13 protein-coding genes are annotated in these 23326 nt (G+C 32.2%); 5 read left to right on the top strand and 8 right to left on the bottom strand.

From position 1 onward, the window contains the following. The 7 genes from RWQ74_RS06810 to RWQ74_RS06840 all read right to left on the bottom strand — a co-directional run. A partial coding sequence (locus RWQ74_RS06810; protein WP_314397520.1) for a mucin-binding protein occupies nucleotides 1–3491 on the bottom strand: 3491 nt, incomplete at its 3' end. Between the two features lie 341 nt (nucleotides 3492–3832). Then, nucleotides 3833–4168, bottom strand: a complete 336-nt coding sequence (locus tag RWQ74_RS06815; RefSeq protein WP_314397521.1) for a glycine cleavage system protein H — start codon at nucleotides 4166–4168, stop codon at nucleotides 3833–3835. A gap of 469 nt (nucleotides 4169–4637) precedes the next feature. Continuing rightward, complete coding sequence (locus RWQ74_RS06820) at nucleotides 4638–5660, bottom strand: lipoate--protein ligase (protein ID WP_314397522.1); 1023 nt, start codon at nucleotides 5658–5660, stop codon at nucleotides 4638–4640. 240 nt (nucleotides 5661–5900) lie between these two features. Next, entirely contained in the window at nucleotides 5901–7073 is a 1173-nt protein-coding gene (locus tag RWQ74_RS06825; RefSeq protein WP_314397524.1) for an NADH-dependent flavin oxidoreductase, read from the bottom strand. A 32-nt stretch (nucleotides 7074–7105) separates the two neighbouring features. Continuing rightward, nucleotides 7106–8128 carry a lipoate--protein ligase gene (locus tag RWQ74_RS06830; protein ID WP_314397525.1) on the bottom strand — a complete coding sequence of 341 codons (1023 nt, stop codon included), beginning with the start codon at nucleotides 8126–8128 and terminating at the stop codon, nucleotides 7106–7108. 125 nt (nucleotides 8129–8253) lie between these two features. Next, the gene (locus tag RWQ74_RS06835; protein ID WP_314397526.1) at nucleotides 8254–9126 is read right to left on the bottom strand and encodes an NAD-dependent deacetylase; all 873 of its coding nucleotides are present in this window, start codon (nucleotides 9124–9126) and stop codon (nucleotides 8254–8256) included. Continuing rightward, complete coding sequence (locus tag RWQ74_RS06840; RefSeq protein WP_314397528.1) at nucleotides 9126–10118, bottom strand: MsnO8 family LLM class oxidoreductase; 993 nt, start codon at nucleotides 10116–10118, stop codon at nucleotides 9126–9128. The genes RWQ74_RS06835 and RWQ74_RS06840 overlap by 1 nt, the downstream gene beginning before the upstream one ends. Before the next feature lie 1453 nt (nucleotides 10119–11571). On the opposite strand from RWQ74_RS06840, the gene RWQ74_RS06845 reads away from it, so the two are divergent. Next, on the top strand, nucleotides 11572–12750 hold the full coding sequence (locus tag RWQ74_RS06845) for an NADH-dependent flavin oxidoreductase (RefSeq protein ID WP_314397530.1): 1179 nt from the start codon (nucleotides 11572–11574) through the stop codon (nucleotides 12748–12750). Between the two features lie 600 nt (nucleotides 12751–13350). After that, entirely contained in the window at nucleotides 13351–16386 is a 3036-nt protein-coding gene (locus tag RWQ74_RS06850) for an SIALI-17 repeat-containing surface protein (RefSeq protein ID WP_314397531.1), read from the top strand. A gap of 193 nt (nucleotides 16387–16579) precedes the next feature. On the opposite strand, the gene RWQ74_RS06855 is transcribed toward RWQ74_RS06850, so the two are convergent. After that, nucleotides 16580–18517 carry a KUP/HAK/KT family potassium transporter gene (locus RWQ74_RS06855; protein WP_314397532.1) on the bottom strand — a complete coding sequence of 646 codons (1938 nt, stop codon included), beginning with the start codon at nucleotides 18515–18517 and terminating at the stop codon, nucleotides 16580–16582. Between the two features lie 1473 nt (nucleotides 18518–19990). Between RWQ74_RS06855 and nagA the strand changes: the two genes are divergently transcribed. The 3 genes from nagA (at nucleotide 19991) to RWQ74_RS06870 (ending at nucleotide 23028) form a co-directional block, all read left to right on the top strand. Further along, nucleotides 19991–21139 carry an N-acetylglucosamine-6-phosphate deacetylase gene (nagA, locus tag RWQ74_RS06860; RefSeq protein WP_314397534.1) on the top strand — a complete coding sequence of 383 codons (1149 nt, stop codon included), beginning with the start codon at nucleotides 19991–19993 and terminating at the stop codon, nucleotides 21137–21139. 18 nt (nucleotides 21140–21157) lie between these two features. Beyond that, the gene (gene nagB / locus RWQ74_RS06865) at nucleotides 21158–21877 is read left to right on the top strand and encodes a glucosamine-6-phosphate deaminase (RefSeq protein WP_314397535.1); all 720 of its coding nucleotides are present in this window, start codon (nucleotides 21158–21160) and stop codon (nucleotides 21875–21877) included. A gap of 116 nt (nucleotides 21878–21993) precedes the next feature. Continuing rightward, nucleotides 21994–23028, top strand: coding sequence for a cyclically-permuted mutarotase family protein (locus tag RWQ74_RS06870; protein WP_314397536.1), 1035 nt, complete (start codon nucleotides 21994–21996; stop codon nucleotides 23026–23028). The last annotated feature ends 298 nt before the right edge of the window (nucleotides 23029–23326 follow it).

The following is a 23326-nucleotide window of genomic DNA, read 5'->3' on the forward strand; positions in this document are numbered from 1 at the left end:
CCTTTACTCCATTCTCCGTATGTAACTTTTCCAGTAACTTTGTTTGTTGTCTTCGTTCTTGTTAACGTCACTGTTTTAACTGTTGGATCTTTCAAGACTTTGTTCGTACCTTTTTCTAAGTAGTTGATTGTTCTCGTTACTGTTTTTTCTTCTGTTTCCTTTTCATACAAGGTATCATAAACATAAGTTACAGTAATTTCTTCACTGTTAACAACACCTTCAACCGGAGCCGAAGTTTCTTTGACTCTCATATATCTATAAGCTATGTCATTATATGTAAATTCATCAGGACGATATTCTTCTGTATCTACATTATAATCTTTTGTATAAGCTCTTTTTTCAATAGCTGTTATTGTTGGTTTAATCGTATTTCCTTGCATATCTTCATATGCAATTTTGACAGCTCCATTTTTTATATTTTCTATTTTAATAGTAACAGAAGCTACATTCGCCTCATTATATATTTCTTCTGCATTTGTTTTTGCTGCTGCTGAAATATAAGCTACCTGTTTATCTTTTGCATCTTTAGAAATTCTTGCTGGTACTAAAAATTCATTTGATAATCCCGGATTTAATGTAGTTCCTTGATTAGAAACAAACTTAACTGCTGTAACCTTGCTCCAATCTGTCACTTGATCAGCTGTTAAAGTTGTTGCTGCAGCAACTTCATTTGCATTTCCATTAATTGGAGAAGTTAAGTAGTATGCTGTCCATCCTGCAGGAGCTATTGCTTCTCCTGTAGCTTCCACATCAAATGCAGAATTACGAGCTATACTTGTATCAACAATATTCTTGTCGTCTTTTTTAGGTAATGTCACAAGCACTTCATTATTCGATAATTTTGAATTATCTGTATTTGATAATGTAAAACGATATGTCACATCTGTTTTTGGAGCTAAATTCTGTAACGAAGTTGTGTACCCTTCTCGTTGATCATTTTTATCTGTTACATCTACGTGTAATCGTGTCGCTGATGTATTACTTACAGGAATTTCATAAGTGAAAGTTGATGTATTGATAATTGTCTTATCTCCATCAAATTCATTATTAGGATTTAATCCATGTAGGAATCTATTTTCATCCCAAACTAATGTATATTTCAAACGATAACTACCTGTTTGAACCCACTGTGCTACATTAAACTCTAAATCTGGAGTTACATTCTCACGAGTATTTGAATCCTTCGGATCAATAATCAATACACGTTTACCAGTATTTTGATAATTATCATCTTTAGTTACAAGCGGGCTATTTCCGGCGTAACTAAAACCATCTGGTAACTCTACAATAATTTTAGGATTTTGTGTACCTAAATAATCTAATTTTTTATCTGTAGTAGCACCATGTGAAGTATATGTACTATATACACGATTCCCTAAACCTGAAGGTGAGTAATCATAAGCTTCTATTCCAGAACTTAATGATTGTGTTTTATTCCCTGCTAGAACCGTTTCTATCTTCCCAGTTCTCGGTGTCAATTTTAAAGCTGTTCTAGCATCTGCTAAAATTGTTTTAGAAATACTTGTATTGACCACATCTGTATCTAGAGTTGAAATTTTTGCAGTAACAATACTCTTAGCTTCTTTCCCTTCCGCTACCATTTGTTTAGCTTTTTCTAAACCTTTTAAGTTTTGATGTAAATAAATACCTGCTTGACTTAATATATTACTTGTAAAGTTCATCTCACCTTTTGGTTTTAACACAACTTTAGTTGTTCCTTCTGGTAAATCTATAGAAGTGCCTCCATTCTTTTTAAAAGCAATTTCCCCTAACTTCGTTTCCGTTGTACCATTTACAGTATACACTTCAAATGTATTACTAGTTCCTAGATTATCTGGTGCATACCAAGCTGCATATGCACCATTATTATTCCAGATACCATAAAATTCAATTGATCTCTTTTGATCAAAGTCACTATCAATCGTTAATTCAACTTCCTTAACTTTTGTTGGAGTATCTACACTTCTCCAGAAAACAATAATTCTCTTATCATCTGTTTCCGTATTAATTCCAGGAATTGCAATATTCACTCTATTTTCATGATTTTGTTCATTAGTATAGTTATTAATTACTAATGGAGGTTGTGCTCCTGCTGCATTTGGCGTTGCTCCATCTCCGTTATCTTTATATGGATTCACAGCCTTCACAACTAACGAAGTTGTCCCTTGACTTGTATTCGTTTCTCCTGATTTATCTGTATAAGTTACATTATCTGTAAAAGTAAATTCTTTTCCTTTTAAAAACTCTTCTAATGTGCCTGCTTGGCGCATATTAATACGAAGCGTATCATCACTAGTATTATTCCCTTGATCAAATACAGGCTTTGCATCTGTTATTGTTCTTGTATAACGAGCAATATTCCCATCTTGAGTCCACCCAGCATCTATAGATGTTTGAGATAAAACTGCACCAGTTGGCAATGTAACAGCATGCTGTATTTTATTAACAGCAGCTATTTCTTTATTTAAAGTAGTTAATTTTAAGACTAATTCTTTATTCTTGGTTTCATCAATAGTATCTCCCGGTGCATTTGTGTTAAATAAAGCTAAATCTCTAGCACCACTTTCACTATCAACGCTTATATTTGCATATCCACTCTTATTTGTATTTGTTACCACTGACCTAGTAGTCTTCTCAGGTGAAATTGGATTCCCGTTTTTATCCATTACTTGAGAAGTGATAGAAGTTTGAGAATTACGTCCTGTTCTATATTTATCAAACTTGTAACTAATATTGAAATTACCATAAGAACCACTTGGAACTTCTCCAGTATAAATCTTATACTGTGTATCCGTTACTTTTTCCACTCTTAAAGCTGTACCAAATTGTACATCAGTAATAGGTTCATTCTCAGGTAAATTCACTAAAATATAAGAACCTTCTTCTAATTTTGAAGGTGCAGATACATCTAATCTAAATGTTGAGATGATCTGTTCTCCTACATTATATTCTGTTTGATTTCCTACTAAATGGCCTTGTAAACTAACTTTATTTTCAGTTGTTGGTTGAGTTTGATTAGTAGTTGCTGATGTACTATTTGAAGTACCAGTATCTCCTGTATTAGCTGCAGATTCTGTTGTTGAACTCGGTGGGTTGGTTGCAGCAATTGGTACATATGTAATTTTATATTTATTTGTTCCAACAAGTTGTAAGCTTGTCGCACTAAATCCTGGATAATCTTTCTTTAATTGTTCAAGATTTTCTGAAAATTTTGATTTTAAAATAGCAACATCTTCTACTACTCCACCTGGTTTCTCATGAGTTACCATTACAAATTCTTGAGTATCTGCTACCGTTGAGTTTCCAGTTTCCGTTCTATTAAAACCTGAATCACCTTCTACTGCATAGGCTAGATTAGTGTTTCCAAGAAACATCATCCCTGCTATCGCCACAGAAGATACAGCTATGCTAGCAACTCCAACATTAAATTTCCTAATACTAAACCTATTGTCCCTCTGATTAATGTTAATCTTGTGTTGTTTATTTATCATCTTTATTCTCCTAAATTTATACCGTCTTCTATAATTCCCACTTAACAATATTTTTTAAAACTTAACATCTCTAACGATATATTTTATCATTTTTCTTATCTTCTTTCAAATATTTTAATATATTATTTCTACAAAGTGTCCTCAAAAAAAAAAAAAAAAAAACTGTTTTATCAACGATTAACTAATCTTTATTTATTATTAAACCTCAACCTCTTTTAACAATCCAATTGATTAAATAATTCAATATATGAAGATATTCTATACATTACCTCTTTTATAAATAGAAAAAAATTCGAAGCTAGGTCTTCCTAAGCTTCGAATTTAGTACATAATCAATATTATTATTTGTAGTCTGGTAATTTGTTAAATTCAGCTTCATCAACGTTTGTTAATTTAACAATCCAAGACTCTTCTGGATCAGCTGAGTTTAATACAGTTGGCTCTTCTTCAGCCTTTTTGTTGTATTCTACTACATCACCAGCTAATGGTGCGTTAACGTCTAATACAGTTTTTGATGCTTCTAAACGTAAGATAACATCATCTTTTGCTAATTTTTCATTTTTTGAAAATTCTACGAATCCTACAGTACCAACGTCATCTTGTAATTCAGCTGTTGGTCCAACAATATAAACTCCTTCGTTCTTTTCAATCCATAAAGCTTTTGCTAATTTTTTCATTTTACAACCTTCTTTCTTTCTTTTTTATAAGTTTTCTTGAGAATTGGCGCTATAATTCAGCACTAATTTTTTACTCAAAGGTATATTATACATTCTAAATAAAAAAAAATCAACAAAAACTTTAATTCTACAGAAATTGATTTTTAATTTCAATTAGAAATCAAAAACTAATTTAACACTAGCTTCTAAAATTTTAATCATGTCCTCTTTAATATTAGCATTAACGGTACATATACGCTATATTTAAGTAACAACACAAGGGGGCATATAATGGGAAACCGACATAAAAATATAAAACCAATTTATAATTTAGTGGGAGTGAACAAAAATTGTAATTTCAAAGAAACAAAATTTTGTCGAGTCTTCCCCACACAGTTTATTAGATATCCAAAAGTTTACTTAAAGTAAATTTGGATATCAATAACCCACTACGTCCAGATATTAATTCAGATATTATTTGATATTCACTTTAACTCAATATCAAATCTACCAATTCTTGTGATTCTACTTTTCCGAAATAATGTGCCAAGTCGACACTTTTTAACACTTCTAGTAAGTCTTCTTCTTTTACCCTTACTCCGATTAATCTTTCCTCAACATCACCGACATTGCCTTTCCCAAAAAAGTCTCCATAAATTTTAGCTTTTGTTATTCGCCCTGCTTCTACTTCCAGATTAAACTCAACAGTTCCTATCCCTAGTCTCGCATCTCTATTGTAATTATAACGTGGAGATTTCCCGTAATTCCAATCCCAGTTTTGATATTTTTTACGAAGTAAATGATCAATTTCACACCAATCAGCTTCTGTTAGTTCATAACGTTTTATATCTTCTATTCTCTCACAATCAAACAAACGACATAGGTATAAGTCTTTAAAATCTACTACAGATAAATCTCTATATTCCTCATCTAAATATTCTCTAAGACCTGTAACTCTACTTCTTACCGAATCTATTCCTTTTGATTCAATTTTTTTACGATTAGGTGTTAGCACATTAACCATCGCATCGTAATCAATATCTAGAAGTAGCGTATATCCCCCGTAAATTTTCCCATTAACAAGAGTCATCGCAGCTCCGCTAACTTTCTTTCCATCAACAACAAGGTCATTTCTCCCTGTTTGCTTAACCTCACTCACACCTAGATTATGTAGGATATTTACCGCAGGTTCATAGAACTTTTTAAAGTTGCCATAAACATTACTATCACCTCTCATAATAAGACAGATATTCACAGCTCCCTCATCTAAAAATACCGTACCTCCTCCTGTATCACGTCTAACAAGGGTGATTCCGTGAGATTTCATGTACTCATGGTTAATCTCTTTTTCGGCATTTTGAAAAAGACCTATCTGCACTTTCGGTTTGCAACAATATGGAAATATTATATCTTCATCTAAATTCAATTTATTCAACACATACACTTGAATCGCTAGGGCTACCGCTCCATCATAAATATACTCTCCATTTCTTATCGGCTCTATTAAATACATAAGCACTCCTCATTTTTCACATTACAACATAAGCAGCTACCATTATTTAAGTTAAACCCTAGATAACAGTAGCCGCTTCACCTTAATAGTTTTCTGTTTTTTCTCTATAAATCAAAGTAGTATTCTTCTACTTTTCTAAAATATTCTTCAGATATTAGTTGCTACGTCTCTACAACCTACACTTTATCAATATTTCATTTTCAAAACCACTACTTTTACATCCATATCATAACAGTCTTCTTAGTAATTTTCTTCTAATTTTCTAAATTCATCTCTCGTGTGTTGTGGCAGACTCTTACCATAATCCATCATAAGTACGATATCTTTAAACGCAGCTTTTGGTATTGCTAGACTTTCAATATCCTCCACACCCACATCTAGATTAATATCTTTCTCTCGATTTTCTCGGAATTTAGCTACAAAGTCTGGTTCAGCAACAAAAACACTAGATAAACCTACCATCTCAGCGTGCATAATAGCTTCACGACTTTTTTCTATACTATTAATTCCACCAGTCGCCATCAAAGGAACACGTCCTGCTAGATGTTCATGGACTACTTCATTAATCAAACGACCTTCGTTAAGACCTTCAGCACGAACTTTATTCAGATAAATATTTTGCCCCCAACTGGCTATCGCAATGTAAGATAATGGCACTCTCTCTAGTATCCAATCTGTGAGTTGATTGAACTCCTCAACAGTATAACCTATTATCGCACCACGTGTCTCTTCTGGGGTCGCTCTATATCCAAGAATAAAATCCTCAGGTGCTTCATTTTTTATAACTTCATACACCGCTTCAAAAACTTCCAGTATAAATCTAGCTCTATTTTCTAGTGAATCTACACCATATTCATCATGGCGTTTATTCGATACCGTTGAGAAAAAGGTCTGCAGCATTAGCTTTTGTGCTGTTGATATTTCTATCCCTGCAAAGCCTGCGCATATCGCTCTTCTCGTAGCATCTTTATATTTTTGTTTAATCACATTAATCATCTCATGAGACAACTCTTCTACCTCATGTTCAAATGGAAGGTGCAATTTCAACTTACTAGGACCATAAACTTTATGATGTACTCCGTAATAATTAGCACCCGCTCCTGAATAAGTCAGTTGCAAAATAGCCTTTGCTCCAGCATCTTGCATAGCACTAGCCATCTTAGTAAGTCCTGGAATACAGCTATCATCATGTGCCCCGAATCCAAATTCAAACAACTGCCCATCAACATCCACATAAGCCGCACCAGTTACTTGTAGCGGTGCCGACTTCGCGCGTCTTAAAGCATAATCTAAATCCTCTTTTGTGATAATTCCATCTTTTGTAGAAGAATTAGTCGTCATCGGTGACAGTACGAATCTATTTTCTAACTGCACACCGTTTGCTAGTTTTATGGGAGTTAATAATTTTTCCATAAACTCACACCTCTTTTACATAGTTTGTAAAACTAGCTTAAAATTAAGTCTACTAATTCTTTCGCTTCTACATTTCCGAAGTAGAATGATAGATCAATACTTCCTAATACTTCAAGTAAATCTTCTTCTTTTACTCTTAATCCGATAAGTTTTTCTTCTACATCACGTACGTTACCTTTTCCGAAGAAGTCTCCATAGATTTTCGCTTTTGTTATACGTCCTTCTTCAACTTCTAAGCTAAAATCAACTGTTCCGATTGCAAGGTGAGCATCACGGTTGTAGTTATAACGTGGTGATTTTCCGTAGTTCCAATCCCAATTACGATATTTCTCATCTGCTAATTTTTCAATTGCAGCCCAGTCTTCATCAGTTAACTCATATCTCTTAGCATCTTTAATGTCTTCAATTCCCATTAATCCACAGATAATTAAGTTTTTGAACTCATCGATTGTTACGTTTTGGTATTCAGGTTTTAATAGTTCACGCATCCCCATTACACGTGCTCTTACTGATTCAATACCTTTTGATTCAATTTTCTTACGGTTTGGTGTTAAGGCATTAACCATCGCTTCGTAGTTTACATCAAGAAGTAATGAATATCCTCCGTAGATTTTACCACGTACTAATGTCATCGCAGCTCCACTTACTTTTTTACCACGAGCCGTTAAGTCATTACGACCTCTTTGTTCAACTTCTGTAGCTCCTAAGCTGTGAAGTACGTCTACTGCTGGTTGATAGAATTTTTTGTAGTTTCCGTATACATCAGTGTCTCCTGGCATTAAGAAACATACGTTAACAGCACCGTTATCAACGTATACAGCTCCACCACCTGTATCACGACGAACTAGGATAATATCTTTTTCTTTCATATATTCATGGTTTACTTCAGTTTCAGCATTTTGGAATAATCCGATTTCTACTTTTGGTTCACAGTAATATGGGAAGATTACAGTCTCATCGATATCGATGTTGTTAAGTACGTAAACTTGCATCGCCATTACTAGCGCTCCATCTGGTAAATATTTTCCGTTTCTAATTGGTTCTATTAAATACATAATTCTTTCTCCTTTATTTTTAAATTTTTGTTAATGTATTTTTTTGTCTAATGTAAATTGTATCGCGCAAAATCTATGCGCATTGTACTATATTTAGAGTTCTCTAATAGAAATTCTAATCCTCTCTATTTTTTCAGCAGTTCATCAACTTCCAGTGTCAACTCTTTGCTATTTTGATTAAACCACAGTACTCTAGAAGCAATCCTTTCTGGGAATTGATATTTCTTCTGATTCATAGTAACCATTAACGCATTAGGATTTTTATCAAGTTCTCTATAAAATGGATATTTTATAAATTGCGGTGTCGTAAATCCTACCCCTATTTCTATAAACAATGTTTTCTTATCACGATTATTTTCTAAAAATTCATTGTATTTATCTAGATGTTCGAAAAAGATTGGGTCTTCTACCATTCCTTTTTCAGCATTCCGCTTATTAACCTCAAGCGGTGCACCACATTCTGGACATAGTGGAATAGACCTGTAGTCAACTTCCATATTCTCCTGTTCTACAGCCAATCTACGCATTAACGCTTCATCTTGGTATGTCTTCGCATGACAATGTTTGCTGCACTGCATAAGCCCGTACTTTCCCTGAATATGAAAGACTTTATCCATATCATAACCCGCAACATCAAAGGCATTATCGGCATTTGTCGTAATAATATGGTAATTTTTATCCTTTGAGATATTTTTCAGTGCTAGATAACTATCTCCGACAGGTTGATCAAAGTAATTCAACAAGACGAAACGACTTTGAAATGCCCAATATTCCTGTGAACTCGGAAAATCAAACAAACTCGCCTGTAACATATCTAAAAACTTATATTTTTCTACAAAATCTTTAAAGTTACTCGTAAATCTCTCTCCAATATAAGTAAAACCATCTGCAGCTGACATTCCAGCTCCTATTCCTATGACTATCGCCTCGGCTTCATCTATTAGCTGTGCTAGTTTTTCGGCATTGTTTTCTTCTAACTCTATCGCCTTCCAAGTCATTAATTTTTCTCCTCTTTTCCCATTAGCTCTTTAGCTAAAATCTCAATAATATTTTTTCTTCTTTCTATTGTTGGTACTAAAGGTATGCACATCAACTCTTCTAATTCGAATTCTGCTGCTAAGTTTTTTAGTTTTTCCACTACTACATCCTTCGTACCCCAAACTAACCTTGTTCTATTTTTTTCTACTTTTTCTATATCCGCTTCGGTAATCTCGTAATCTTTAGCTGTTTGTATACTAGGGAATCTATCAAACTCTGTAAATTCTTTTTTCCCAAGAAGCCAAACATCTAAACAGCGCACTAAATCTTTCGCTTCCTGTTCGTCTTCTCCTATCGCAATGAATACCGCAACCACATCTTGTGGTGTTTTCTGTTGTTCACGCATTTTAGCGCGATAAGTATTTAAGCATCTTTTAGCTATTTCTATATAATCTACAGCCTGATTAAAGAATAAACCATAAACATAGTTTTGTCCTAGCTCCGCCGCTAGATTCGCACTTTTTTCACTAGTAGATAACAACCACATCGGACTCACCTTCGCTTCTGGCGGTTGAACAAGTATCTCATTTTCTGTAAGAAGCTCTAGTAATTCTCTACAGCTATCATTATACTCTTCTCTAGTAATCGGTGTCGTCTCCATTAAATTCTGAACTACTTTAGTCCCCGGATTATTCCCTATTCCTAGATTCACCCTATCTGGATATAATGCACTAAGAAGCTTGATCCATTCGCTAATTTTATATGATGAATAGTGAGGAATCATTATTCCTCCTGAACCTATTTGTATCTTCTCTGTATTTTGAAGAAGATGTAACATCAATAACTCAGGACTACTACTTGCCAAAGCGGGTACCTGATGATGTTCAGCCATCCAAAAACGACTATAGCCTAGTTTTTCGGCTAGGCGAGCTAATTCAGTACTCTCTTCTATAGCCTCTATCGCACTCTTTCCTTCGTCTACAATGGCATAATCTAAAATACTAAGTTTCATATTATTGTCCTCTTATATATTACTTTAATTTCCATAAATTCTAACTCTAATTTTTTCCACAAAACTTTTAAAACTTCCTGCCAGCAAATTATTATACCTTATTATCAATGTAATAAATCAGCATAATAAATCACGAGAAAACCTTTTCTGAAATTACGAATTTATTATAACACATTTTCAATAAAAGTACACATACATAGCACAATTACTTTAAAATTTTATAAAAAAATTATGGTGATTTAATCTGTTGTGTTTCTTATAGAGGTTATGTTGTCTTAGTTAATTAACTATTCCATGAAGAATAAATTGTCGTTCTCATTATTTTACACCTAAAAAGCTATTTTTTTATATTTTTTAGTAGTTTCCTCATTTTCTTGAGTTTTTACAAAATATAATAAAAAATTAAAAATTGAAAACAAAAAAGTTATTTTTAAGATCATATAAATAAAAAATATACTAATATAGCTCCTCTTCCGAATTAATTGACAAGAAGAATAACCACGTGTTAGAATATAGTTAAGTGAATTGGATGATTATATTCACATACAACCACGAAAAGCAACTGAAGTGTTGGTTCAGTTGCTTTTTTATATGTATTAGCTTACTCATTTTAGTACTCTAATATATATTCATACGTAAAGTGAACTACGTACGTCGTGCCTAAATAAGACTACTTGTTCTCGTTGTTTTTATCATTTAGGAAATAAAAATATTCTATAAATAAGAGAATAACCCCTACAAATAGTTCAACAAGAATTTGGATGATTATATCATGCATACGTCCACCTCCCTTCCGGGCAAGTAGCCTACTTTTATTATAACACTAAAAAATTATAAAACAAAGTTCACCACATAAATATTAAAATAAAAATTTTATTTTTAAGATTATGTTAACAAAAAAAATTAGTTAAGTTAAAAATACTAAGTTTCAGTACGGAAACTTATATACGAAACGATATAAGGTTGACTAGGAAATCCTAAATTTTAATAATTCATATACACTTTGTTAAAATTTAGGACTTTTAGTTCAGCCTCTTATTTTTATTTTTCTATGATATCCTCATAAAATTTGACACTTTTCCCACTACAAGAGAATTAACACAACTAAAATTAACGATACATAAAGCTCAAACAACACCTCTTTTATTCTCTATTTTTTAATTATAAAAACTATTTTTCTTATCACATCTTTTTATTCATCTAATTATCTGATATAATAAATTGTAAGAAAAACTTTTCTGAAATCACAAATTTATTATAAATATTTTTAGTAAAAGTATATACACCTAGCACCACTCCTTTTAAATATTATAAAAAAATTAGGGTGATTTAATCTATTAGATTTTTTATAAATTTACATAAATCAAATAGAAGCTACTTCATATTTTAATTTTATCTCTTAGGCATTGGTTCTAGTTGTATGTTATTTACATTACTTAAAGGGGTATTTTTTATGAAATCAAAATTATTAACACCTGTTAAATTGGCTAACGGTATAGAATTGGAAAATCGCTTTGTTCTTTCTCCTATGACTACGAACTCTTCTACTGCAGAAGGTTTTATTACAGAAGAAGATCTACTTTACGCCAAAAGACGAAAAAACACCGCACCTTTACAAATTACAGGAGCTGCTTTTGTTAACCTTGAAGGGCAACTTTTTGAATACGGCTTTAGTGTTCATGATGATGCGTGTATTCCTGGACTTAAAAAAATGGCACAGGCTATGAAGTCTGGTGGTGCAAAAGCTATTCTTCAGTTAACACATGCTGGGCGTTTCGCTAATCACTATGTTACAACTAATAAACGTGCTGTCGGTCCAAGTTATATGGAACTTAATTCACCTGTAGAACATATCGTTCATCCTCTTTCTATAGAAGATATACAAAAAATAAGAGAAGATTACAAACGTGCAGCAAGTCGTGCTATCGCAGCTGGTTTCGATGGTTTAGAAATTTCTAGTGCACAACGTCTTCTATTACAGACATTTTTCTCTACTTTCTCTAATGAACGTCACGATGAGTATGGAGTTGATACATTAGAAAATCGTTCACGCTTCATCCTTGAAGTTTTTGAAGATGTATATGAAGTAATTAAAAAAGAAGCACCGAAAGATTTTATCTTCGGTTATCGTGCAACACCTGAAGAAACACGTGGTGAAGAAGTCGGCTATACAGTTGAAGAATTTAATCAACTTACAGATTGGTTATTAGAAAGAGTTCCTCTATCATATATGGCAATTGCCAGCTGGGGGCAAAATATTTATTTAAATACGGTACGTGCAGAAGGTCCTCATCACGGTCGCCTTATTAATGAAGTTGTCTATGAGCACTTAAATGGAAGAATTCCATTAATCGCATCAGGTGGTATCAATACTGTCGAAAAATGTGAAGCAGCTATACTACATGCAGACATGATTGGATTATCTTCACCATTTGTCGCAGAACCAGACTTTGTAGAAAAACTAAGATCAAATCATGTAGAAGATATAAATCTAAATGTCGGTGTTGAAGACATAGAACGTCTAGCTATTCCACAAGCAGCATTTAAAGACATCGTTCTAATGATGGACTATGGTAAGAGTTTACCTCAACACACTAGAGATGAATTCAGAAAATTAGAAGAAAACTATTAAAATAACTCTCTTTATTATTAGGAGTATTACCCTTTATATAAAATAATCTATTACTATGGATTTTTTTAAAGGAATACTCCTACTTTTTTATAAATTCAGTATAAAAACTATGAACAATATATTAAGTATTTTTTGCTTTAGTTACACGCTATTATTATATTAAAAATCTTTCACTAATATATTTTCTTTAGTTACAAAAATTATATTTTTGCATTAAAAACCTTTTGTAATAAAAATGTAACATTTATTTTTTAACACAAATATTTTTATAGACATTGGTTATTTTTAGAATTTTAATTTTTTATGTGAAGTTAAGGTTTTAGCTTTATCATAAGTTTTCATTTATTTTAATTCTTGATTTCATACTTACGTATAATAAAAATATTTCACCTTGTAATTTATTACAGTAAGTTTACATAACTGTCAGTATGTTAAATTAATTCCCTAAAACCTTGTTTTATAGCTTTTTTTCTAGTATAATTATAGTTACCAATACACTAATTATATCTGAAATTATTCTTAATTCATTTATAGTTTAAGAATAATTAGAAATATAGTCAAAAGTCATATTTATACATAAAAAAGGAGAGATAGAATATTATGACAACAGAAAGAAAATATTCATTACGTAAGTTTAAAGTTGGTGTAGCGTCTGTACTTGTTGGTATCGGTGTTGCAACTACTGGTGCAGCTGTAGCTCACGCTAGTGATGCTGATGTAGTAGTTAAAAAAACTGCTGACCTGGAATTACAAGTTGATAAACCAAAAGAAACAACAGAAACTCAAACAGTTAACGAGGCTGTTAAAACTGCTGAAGCTAAAGTTACGGAGGCTCAAGCAAAAGTAGATAGTGCTACAACTGCAGCTACTAATGCAGCTACTAAACTTGAAGCTGAGAAAAAAGAAGCTGCTGATGCTAATGCTGCTAAAACTAAAGCAGAAGAAGCTAAAAAAGCTGTTGTTACTGATTTAGAAGCTGCTAAAGCTAAAGCTGCTGAAGCTGACGCTAAAGCTAAAGAAGAAGCTAAAAAAGAAGCCGATGAAGCTAAAAAGCAAGCCGATACTAAAGCTGAATTAACAGCCGCATTAGAAAAACTTGAGAAAGATGCTGTAGATAAAGTTAACAATAACGCACAAATTTCAGATAAAGCTAAAGCTATTGAAGAAGTTAAAGCTACTATTGGTAAAGAAGACTTATTAAAAGCTATCGAAGCTGGTGATATTAAAGCAACTGATGCTGCAGATGCATTACCATCAGAAAATGATGCGAATGGAGTTGAAGGACCTACTACACCTGCACCTTTTGGTGATAAAAACGCTCTTCCTGCTGATTTAAAAGCAAAAATCGATGAAGCTGAAAAAGCTGACGCTGCTCGTCCACAATCAGAAAAACTTCAAGATAAAGCTGATGATTTAGGTGAAGAAATCGAAGCTCTTACAGAAGATGCTAACGCATTAAAAGCTGAAGAAGCTAAAAAAGCTGCTGATTTAAAAAAACAAGAAGACACATTAAAAGAAGCTAAAGAAGCATTAAAATCTGCTACAGATAATGGTTTATCTAATGATATCGTTACTTTACTAGATAAAGCTGTAAAAGACATCACAAGTGCTAAAGATGCAGCTGAAGCTGCATTCAATAAAGCAGCAGCTAATACTGAATCTTATGCTGCTGAACTTAATAAACTAACTGAAGAGTATAACAAAGCTCTTGATGAAGTGAAAGCTGCTAAAGCAGAAGAAGCTAAAAACCCAACTAAACCAGCTGAACCAGCTGAACCAGCTCCAGAAGCTCCAAAAGAAAAAACAGAAGCTGAAAAAGCTGCTGAAGCTAAAAAAGTAGCTGACGCTAAAGTTGTTGAATTAGAGAACAAAGTTGCTGAAGAAACTAAAAAAGTTGAAGAAGCTACAGCTAAAGCAGAACAAAAAGCTGCTGATGTAAAAGCTGCTGAAAAAGCTAAAGCTGATGCTGATAAGGCTAAAGAAGACGCTAACGCTGAATTAACAAAAGCCAAAGCAGAAACTGAAAAAGCAAAAACTAAAGTTGAAGATCTTAAAAAAGAAGAAGCTGACAGTCTTAAAGATATTACAGATGCATTAACTGAACTTGAAAACGATGCTATTGCTAAAATCAAGTCTGATGATAGAATTACAGATAAAGAAGAAGCTATCCAAGAAATTAAAGATCTTTTCGGTAAAGAAGATTTATTAAAAGCTATCAAAGCTGGTGAAATCTCAGCTGCTCAGGCTGCTAAAGATTTTGAAGACGCTGTAGCTACAAAAGATTCTACTCCAGTTGCATACCAAGCTAAAGAATTAAGCCCTGAAGATAAGAAAATAATCGACGCTTTAGATAAAAAAGAAAAATCTAGACCAATAGTTGAAAAACTTAGAATTATGTCTGATGTTTTAACTGAAAAAATCGAAGATTTAGAAGCTGAAGCTAACTATATTAAAGCTGAGTATCAAGAAAAACTTCAAACAGCAGTACAAGAAGCTAAAAAACTCTTAGATGAAAAAACTGCTGCATTAGATAAACAAAAAGAAACTTTAGAAAAAGCTAAAACTGCTCTTGAAACCGCTAAGACAAACAACGCTGATAAAGCTATCCAAGATGGATTACAAGATGCTGTAAATAGACTAGAAGCTTCTGTTAACTCAGCTAAAACTGACGCTGACGCTGCTAAAGCTGACGCTGATAAAGCTAATGATGCTAAAACTAAAATTGATAATATACTAAAAGATTATGCAGATGAAATCAAGAATCTAACTGATGATAAAAACGAAATTTTAGGTTCTATCGAAAACTTAAAAGAAATTCCTAAAGGTGAAGAACCTAAAGACTTTTCACGTGGAGTAAATGATGATGAAGCTCCTACTGAACCTGCTAAGGAAGCTGACGAAGTTCCAACTGCTCCTAATGCTCCTGAATTTAGTGGTGGAGTTAACCCTAGTGACTCTCCTTCTGGAGACAATGGATCTGATTTTAACGGTGGAGTAAATGACGATAACGCTACTACTCAACCTAACAATCCTGATTTCAACGGTGGAGTAAACGACGATAACGCTACTACTCAACCTAATAATCCAGAATTTAACGGTGGAGTAAACGACGATAACGCTACTACTCAACCTGATAAACCTGATTTCAACGGTGGAGTAAATGACGATAATGCTACTACTCAACCTAATAATCCAGAAGCACCTCAACCAGCTGAAAAACCTCAACATTCAAATGGACAAGAAGCACCAGTTAACTATGTTCCTGAATTAGGTAATGTTGATAAATTAAAACTTGAAGCTGAAATCGCTGAAATTAACGAAGCATTAAAAACAGCTGATCCAGTTAAAGCTAAAGAATTAACTGATAGATTACAAGATCTTGAAGAAGCTCTAAAAATCTTATCAGCTCAGTTATCACCTGTTCTTGAAAAACCTGAATTTGATTTATCTACACTTTTAGGTACTCCTGCTGGAGATGGTAACAGCTTCGGACCAAAAACTCTAGAAGCTAAACCAGAAGCTAAAGCTGGTAGAGTATTACCAAACACTGGTATGAACTCATCTAGCACTGCTGCATTAGGATTAAGCTTAATCGCACTAGTAGGTGTCGCTGTAAGACGTAAACTTTCTAAATAATTAAGTTAATTAGTGTATAAAAAACTTAAAGAGTATGGAAAAATCCATACTCTTTTCTTTTTCTAAAAAATCAGTTGAACACCTGTAAAATCAGAAATAAAAATCAGACCTTTCCTAAGCGGTACTTTCTCGACAAACCAAAATCTTGATTTTCAAGTCATACCCTTCTTATTCTAAGTCTGATTTTCTTTTATTAAACTCTTGTTAATTTTTTCGCTTTAGTTTGCACTACATTTAAAGGTACTGCTTCTTTGGTTATAACACTCGTATCTAAACCAAACCATTTTTCCGGAGTTACTGTTATTTTTTTGAGTTTTAATCGTAATCCCATAATGAAGTTATCAAATGAAGATAAACCATTACTATTCCCTAAGACTTCCTCTATTAATACGAATCTAAAGTCTCCGACCGTCTCTGCTTTTCCTCTTAAATTGTACTTAGTTGGTTGCAATTCTAACTCCTTATTTTCTAATAAATCTGCGATTACTTGACGCATAAACATATTGACCCTTTGACCTTCTCTAAATCCAAGATTAAATGTAATTTTGAATATTTTCTTATCACTAAATTTAGTAACCTTATACTCTCTTTTATATGGTTCATCTAGTACATTTATATGGACAAAGAAGTAAACATTAGCTCTTTTAGGTTGTTTATTTAAAATCGAATATAATACCGCGTAATCAACATCTTCTTCTTGTTTTGCCCCTGTTAAATATACTAGGTTTGTCGCATATTTTGGGATATTTTTATCCATGCTTAATTGCAGTAGTTGTTTTGTATAATTTTTCACTGTTAAATACTGGCTTTCACGCTCTTTGATTTCTGTTCCTTTATACCAAATAAACATAATCGTAAATATTAATAAGGCTATAATTACAGTTATGTATCCTCCATTTACGAATTTCAAACTATTTGCATATAGGAATAATAACTCTTCTATTCCGAAAAACATCAAAAATATCAACGCGAAAAATTTATTATTTTTCACTTTGTATAAATATATACTTAATAACAACGTCGTTACAAACATTGTTATACTAATACTTAATCCATATGCAGCTTCCATATTACTACTTGTTCTAAAGAATAATACTACACAGCTACTACAAATAAATAATATTATATTAACCGCTGATACATAGACCTGACCTTTTAATTCTGTAGGATATTTTATCATTAATTTCGGGAAGAGATTTAATTTTATAGCCTCCGATATTAAGGTAAATGATCCTGTAATTAGACTTTGGCTCGCTATTATCGCAGCTAGTGTCGCAAGTACTACTTGGAATACTATAAAACTATCCGGAACTATCGCGAAAAATGGATTTTTTACAGTACTATAATTTGTTGATAATAAATACGCAGCCTGACCAAAATAATTCGCAAGTAGGCATACTTTTACAGAAAACCATGCCATTCTAACATTCTCTCTACCGCAATGCCCTAAATCTACATATAAATCCTCGGCGCCCGATACGCATAAAAATACCGCACCTAATAAAATGAAAACACCAGGATAGTTGATTAGTAACTGAAGTGCATATTTTGGATTTATTGCTTTTAATATTTCTGGTTTAGTACTTATAGACTTTATCCCCCAAAACAGTAACGATAAGAACCATAAACTCATTATCGGACCGAACAATGAGCCAATTTTTTTTGTCCCAAAACGCTGAAATGAAAAAATAAATATGAAGATTATAAGCACTAAGACAATTACATCGTTAGTATTTATAGAAGGCATAATATCATGTAAGCCCTCAACCGCAGATGTTACCGTGATTGCTGGGGTTATTATTCCATCCGCAAGAAGAGTCGCTCCACCTAGCATCGCTAAAAGAGCTATACTGCGTCTTGTTTTATTTTTTATTAAAGCAAAAAGCGAGAATACCCCTCCTTCACCTTTGTTGTCAGCTTTTAGTGCAATCATTACATATTTTGTCGTTGTCTGTAGGGTCATTACCCAAAATATTAAACTAACAAAACCTAAAACCAGATTTTCATTCATCGTCGTATCAGTATTGTTAACAAATGATTTCATAACATATAAAACCGACGTCCCTATATCTCCGAATATTATTCCTATTGTTATTATTACACCAAGAAAAGTTAATCTTGATTTATCCATATTTTTGTCCTCTTGTAAAATAAGTTAAAATCATACCACATCAATAAAATCTGCAATATAATTCTTACATATAATTATATTACTCTTATAGTTAAAGTCAATAGTAAGTATATTGTATTTTTATCATTACTATATATATTCTTTTTCATAGAAAAATCTATATACTCAGTATATATTAAGGAATTTTCCCCTAAGATTTTCTACTTTATTATGAATTTACATAATCATATAGAAATTGATGTTAATTTTTGTTTTTTTATAGTCTTCATTATTAATATTTAATATTAACATTTAATTTTTTTACTTTACCAACTTCTTTCTATTATATTTCCTTGTAAATTTAGTATATAATAGTTTTATAAATTGATTAAAGTTAGCAAGGTGACATATGAAAAATTCAACAATAACGTTCACAAAAAACTATAAAATACCATTATTTTTAATAAATACTCTTGTTGTATTTTTAGGAAGTATTATTTATTTTAATGTTCTTCATGATGAACTTATTCTTACATTATTTCCATGGATTTCTTCCATTTTAATTATTATAAATGTTTGGATTTCATTTTGTTTTTTATCAAGTGATATAATAAGTATTCTTAATATATCATATAAGCGATTAATTCAAGATATGTTTTTAATACTAGTTATTTTTTATAATACTATTCATGTGTTACTATCTCTATTTTTTAGTATTAGAGTATAAGCTTTTTGGTATTTTTTCTATGGAATATATCATCTAATTTTCGCTCTTGCTTTATACTATGTATTTAGATACTACAAAACAAAAAAACTTAAAAATTCATTAACAGTATTTAGACATACTAGTTATTTTATTTTTAGCGCTGCTTTAGTATTCTTAGTTATTATACGATTTGTATTAAGAGAAGAAGAACGTATTCGAATTTCTAGTCAAGGATTAATCTACTCTTTTTCTTTTTTAACTGTATGTAACCTGATTTTTTCTATTTACTATCTATTTAAGTTAAAACATGATACTTCAACAAATTTTATTGCACATAAATATATAAATACTGCAGCGGGAATTTTTTCAATATTCTTTGTTCAAACAATTTATCTTAATGAATTTTGTGAGCGTTTACTAATTAAGAAAATGCAAATGATTTCTCTTTCTTTAGGAATTCCTTATTTTTTAGCATTATTACTACTTAGTATAAGACTATATAAAAAATCTAATAAACAAAAAATAAATATTCCCCACTAGTAGGAGCGATTCAGACAGTTTAATTTTTGAATTGTTCCTTTTTATTAAAAATAACACCTTAAATTATTACAGCCTTTTATCTCTATTTTCCTCTCAAATAAAACATCACAAAAATACCTTTAAATTAATTTTGAAAACTTTTACTTTTATACTTTACAAACCCATTTAAAAAGTGTTAAAATTAACTTAAAGAGGATTTAACACATTAAATTTAAAGATGGAAATTTTATATAAAAAGGGGTGCTATTATGCTAATAAAAAGTAAAAAAGTTTGGTCAAGCGGGCAATTTCTTCCTCTTATTTTAGAAGTTGAAGATAAAAAAATAACTGCCGTTTATGACTATGATGCCTTCGATAAAGTAGATTATGATTTTGGGTCTAATCGCATTTTACCAGGATTTATAGATGTTCATACTCATGGAGCTTATGGTTACGATACAAATGATGTTAACGAAGAAGGTCTTCGTAATTGGACAAAAAATGTAGTTTCTGAAGGGGTAACTTCATTTTTACCAACAACAATTACACAAACTGAAGAAGTTCTTCTAAAAGCTGTAGCAAACGTGGCAAAAGTTTATGAAGAGGGATATGAAGGAGCTGAAATTTTAGGAATTCACTTCGAAGGTCCTTATCTTGACGTAGAAAAACGTGGTGCTCAACCTAAAAATTGTATCCAAACACCAAGTGTTGAACAATTCAAAAAATTCCAAGCAGCTAGTAATAACCTAATTAGACTTATTACTATTGCATGTGAAAAAGACATTGACTACAAACTTACTAAATATTTAGTAAGTCAAGGAATTCGTGTAAGTTTAGGGCACTCAGCTTGTAATTATAAAGAAAGCTATTTAGCTTTCGCTAATGGTGCAACTTCTCAAACTCACGTTTATAACGGAATGGTTGGTTTCCATCACCGTGATGGTGGTCAAGTTGGTTTTGCGCTTCGAGCTCGTGATGCATATGGGGAAATTATCTGTGATGGTATTCACTCTACTACAGATGCTTTAAATACATACTTCACAGCAAAAGGACGTGATCACGGAATTATGATTACCGATTCACTTTGCGCTAAAGGATGTGGTCGCGGTTCATATATCTTCGGTGGAGAAAATATGGAAATATATGAAGATGGTAGTGCTCACCGTGATGACGGACGTCTAGCTGGTTCTACACTTAGAGTTATCGATGGACTACGCGTCTTAATAGAAGATGCTTTAGTCCCTGTCGATGCTGCAATTAACTCATGTACAAAAAATCCTGCGGAAATGTTAGGTTTCGGAGATAGAAAAGGAAAACTTAAAGTTGGGTACGATGCTGACTTCGTAGTTATCTCTCCTGCTTACGAGGTATTAACAACATTTGCGCGTGGTAAAGAAGTTTATAAAAAAGAAGTTTAAAAAGTAAGGGGTAATTCTATGAAATATTTAGTTTTTGATTCTAAAAAAGAAGCTTCAAAAGAAGCATACAAAATTTTAAAAAGTTTGATTAATGAAAATTCAACACTTGGACTTGCTACTGGTGGATCACCTATAGCTTTATACGAAGAAATGATTGCTGACTATAAAGCAGGTAATTTCAGCTATAAAAATGTAAAATCTTACAATTTAGATGAATATGTAGGAATCAGCTATGAGCATCCAGAAAGTTACCATAAATTCATGGAAATTAATCTATTCGATCATATCGATATAGAAAAAGCAAATACTCATGTGCCTGATGCAAGTGCTGAAGATTTAGAAGGTGCTCTTAAATCATACCAAGAAGCATTAAATAACGCTCATGTTGACGTTCAATTACTGGGAGTTGGATCAAACGGGCATATCGGATTTAACGAACCTGGCACACCTTTTGAAAAAGGAGTTCATGTCGTTGATTTAAAACAAGAAACTATCGAGGCAAACTCTAGATTTTTTAACAATGATATTAATCTAGTACCAAAACAAGCTGTTACTATGGGAATAAAAGACATCATGCGCGCTAAACATATAATCTTATTAGCATTTGGAGAAGCCAAACAACACGCTATTAAGAGTTTAGTAGAGGGTGATGAAATAACTGAAAATATTCCATGTACTGTTCTAAAAAATCACCCTAGTGTATATGTTCTAGTGGATAAAGAAGCAGATTTCAAATAATAAAATTAGTGGGAGTGGCATTCGACTATAACTTCATCTATCGAACCCTCCCACTATAAACAACAAAACAATGTAAGCGTTTGATTTTAAAATAAAATTATTAGGGAGGTACTAAGATGAGTACAAAACTAAATTGGATAAATATAGCTACTGTAGCGGCTCAAAAAGGCTACGAAAATAATATTGGTACAGCAGGATTAGTTAAAGGAGGATTAGGCAATAAACTAATCTTTGGTGGAGGTGCTAACTTCCCTGGTGGACTTCCAGTAGATGGTGGAGTTAAGGTAAACCATAAAGATGTATATCTATATGAAGAAACAGCTGACGGAGTAACATTATTAGATCAAATTCAATTTGACTATCCTCTAGCATATGGACCAAGTGCAGTACATAACAATACTTTATACTACATTGCGAATAAAACTGAAACATCATCAGAATTATTAGCATTCACTGTAGTTGAAGATAAATTAAAAGTAGAAGTTGTTGATACACTTCCATTTACAGTTGAAAATATTATTGCTAAAGTTAACGAAAATAAATTATACTTCGGTATCGGATCTATTAATGGATCAAATAACAATGAACTTTATGCATATGATCTAACAACTAAGAAATTCGAAGTATTTTCAGAATTTCCTGGGAAATTACGTAATCAAGCAGTTAGCTATGTATACAATAATGAACTGTATGTATTCGGTGGTGGCGCTGCTGAAACATACAGTGATGGATATAAAGTTAACTTAGAAACAAAAGAATGGACTCAACTTGCTGATGTAGTTATCGATAATGAAGAAGTATCTCTACTAGGTGCTGATTGGGCTCCATTAAACGATCATGAGCTTCTAGTAATTGGTGGTTTCAACAAAGATGTTTGGAAAGATGCAGTATTCAATTTAACAACTTTACAAGGTGAAGATCATGCTAAATATCGTGACGCATACTTCAGACGTCCTGTAAGTGACTATAGATGGAATAAAAAAGAATTAGTCTACAACTTAAAAGAAAACCGCTGGTACCAATTAGGAGAAATTCCTTTTGAAGCTCCTTGTGGGCATGCTTTATTAGCTACAGAAACTAATATTTATTCAATTATGGGTGAGATTAAACCAGCAGAAAGAAAACCATATATCCATAGAACTAAAAAATAACAATAATTTAGACTACCCTACAATTTAAGTTGGGTAGTCTAATAATTTATTTTGTAAAGTTACAAATTTAAAATACTTTATTAATTGCTTAAATAAACTCTAATTAGAAAGCCATTAAAAAAGCCATGAGTTTTATTCTAATGGCGGAGATAGTCCATAATGCACAGAAGAAAAAAAGTATACACAACATCATTATATACTATTTTTTTCAGTCAATATTTTTATAAATTAAAAAAAGAACCTTCCAAAGGAAGGCTCTCACTGTTGCCTGGCAACGTTCTAGTCTCACAGGGCGTAA

It is taken from the genome of uncultured Gemella sp. (genome assembly GCF_963525165.1).
Taxonomy (GTDB): Bacteria; Bacillota; Bacilli; order Staphylococcales; family Gemellaceae; genus Gemella.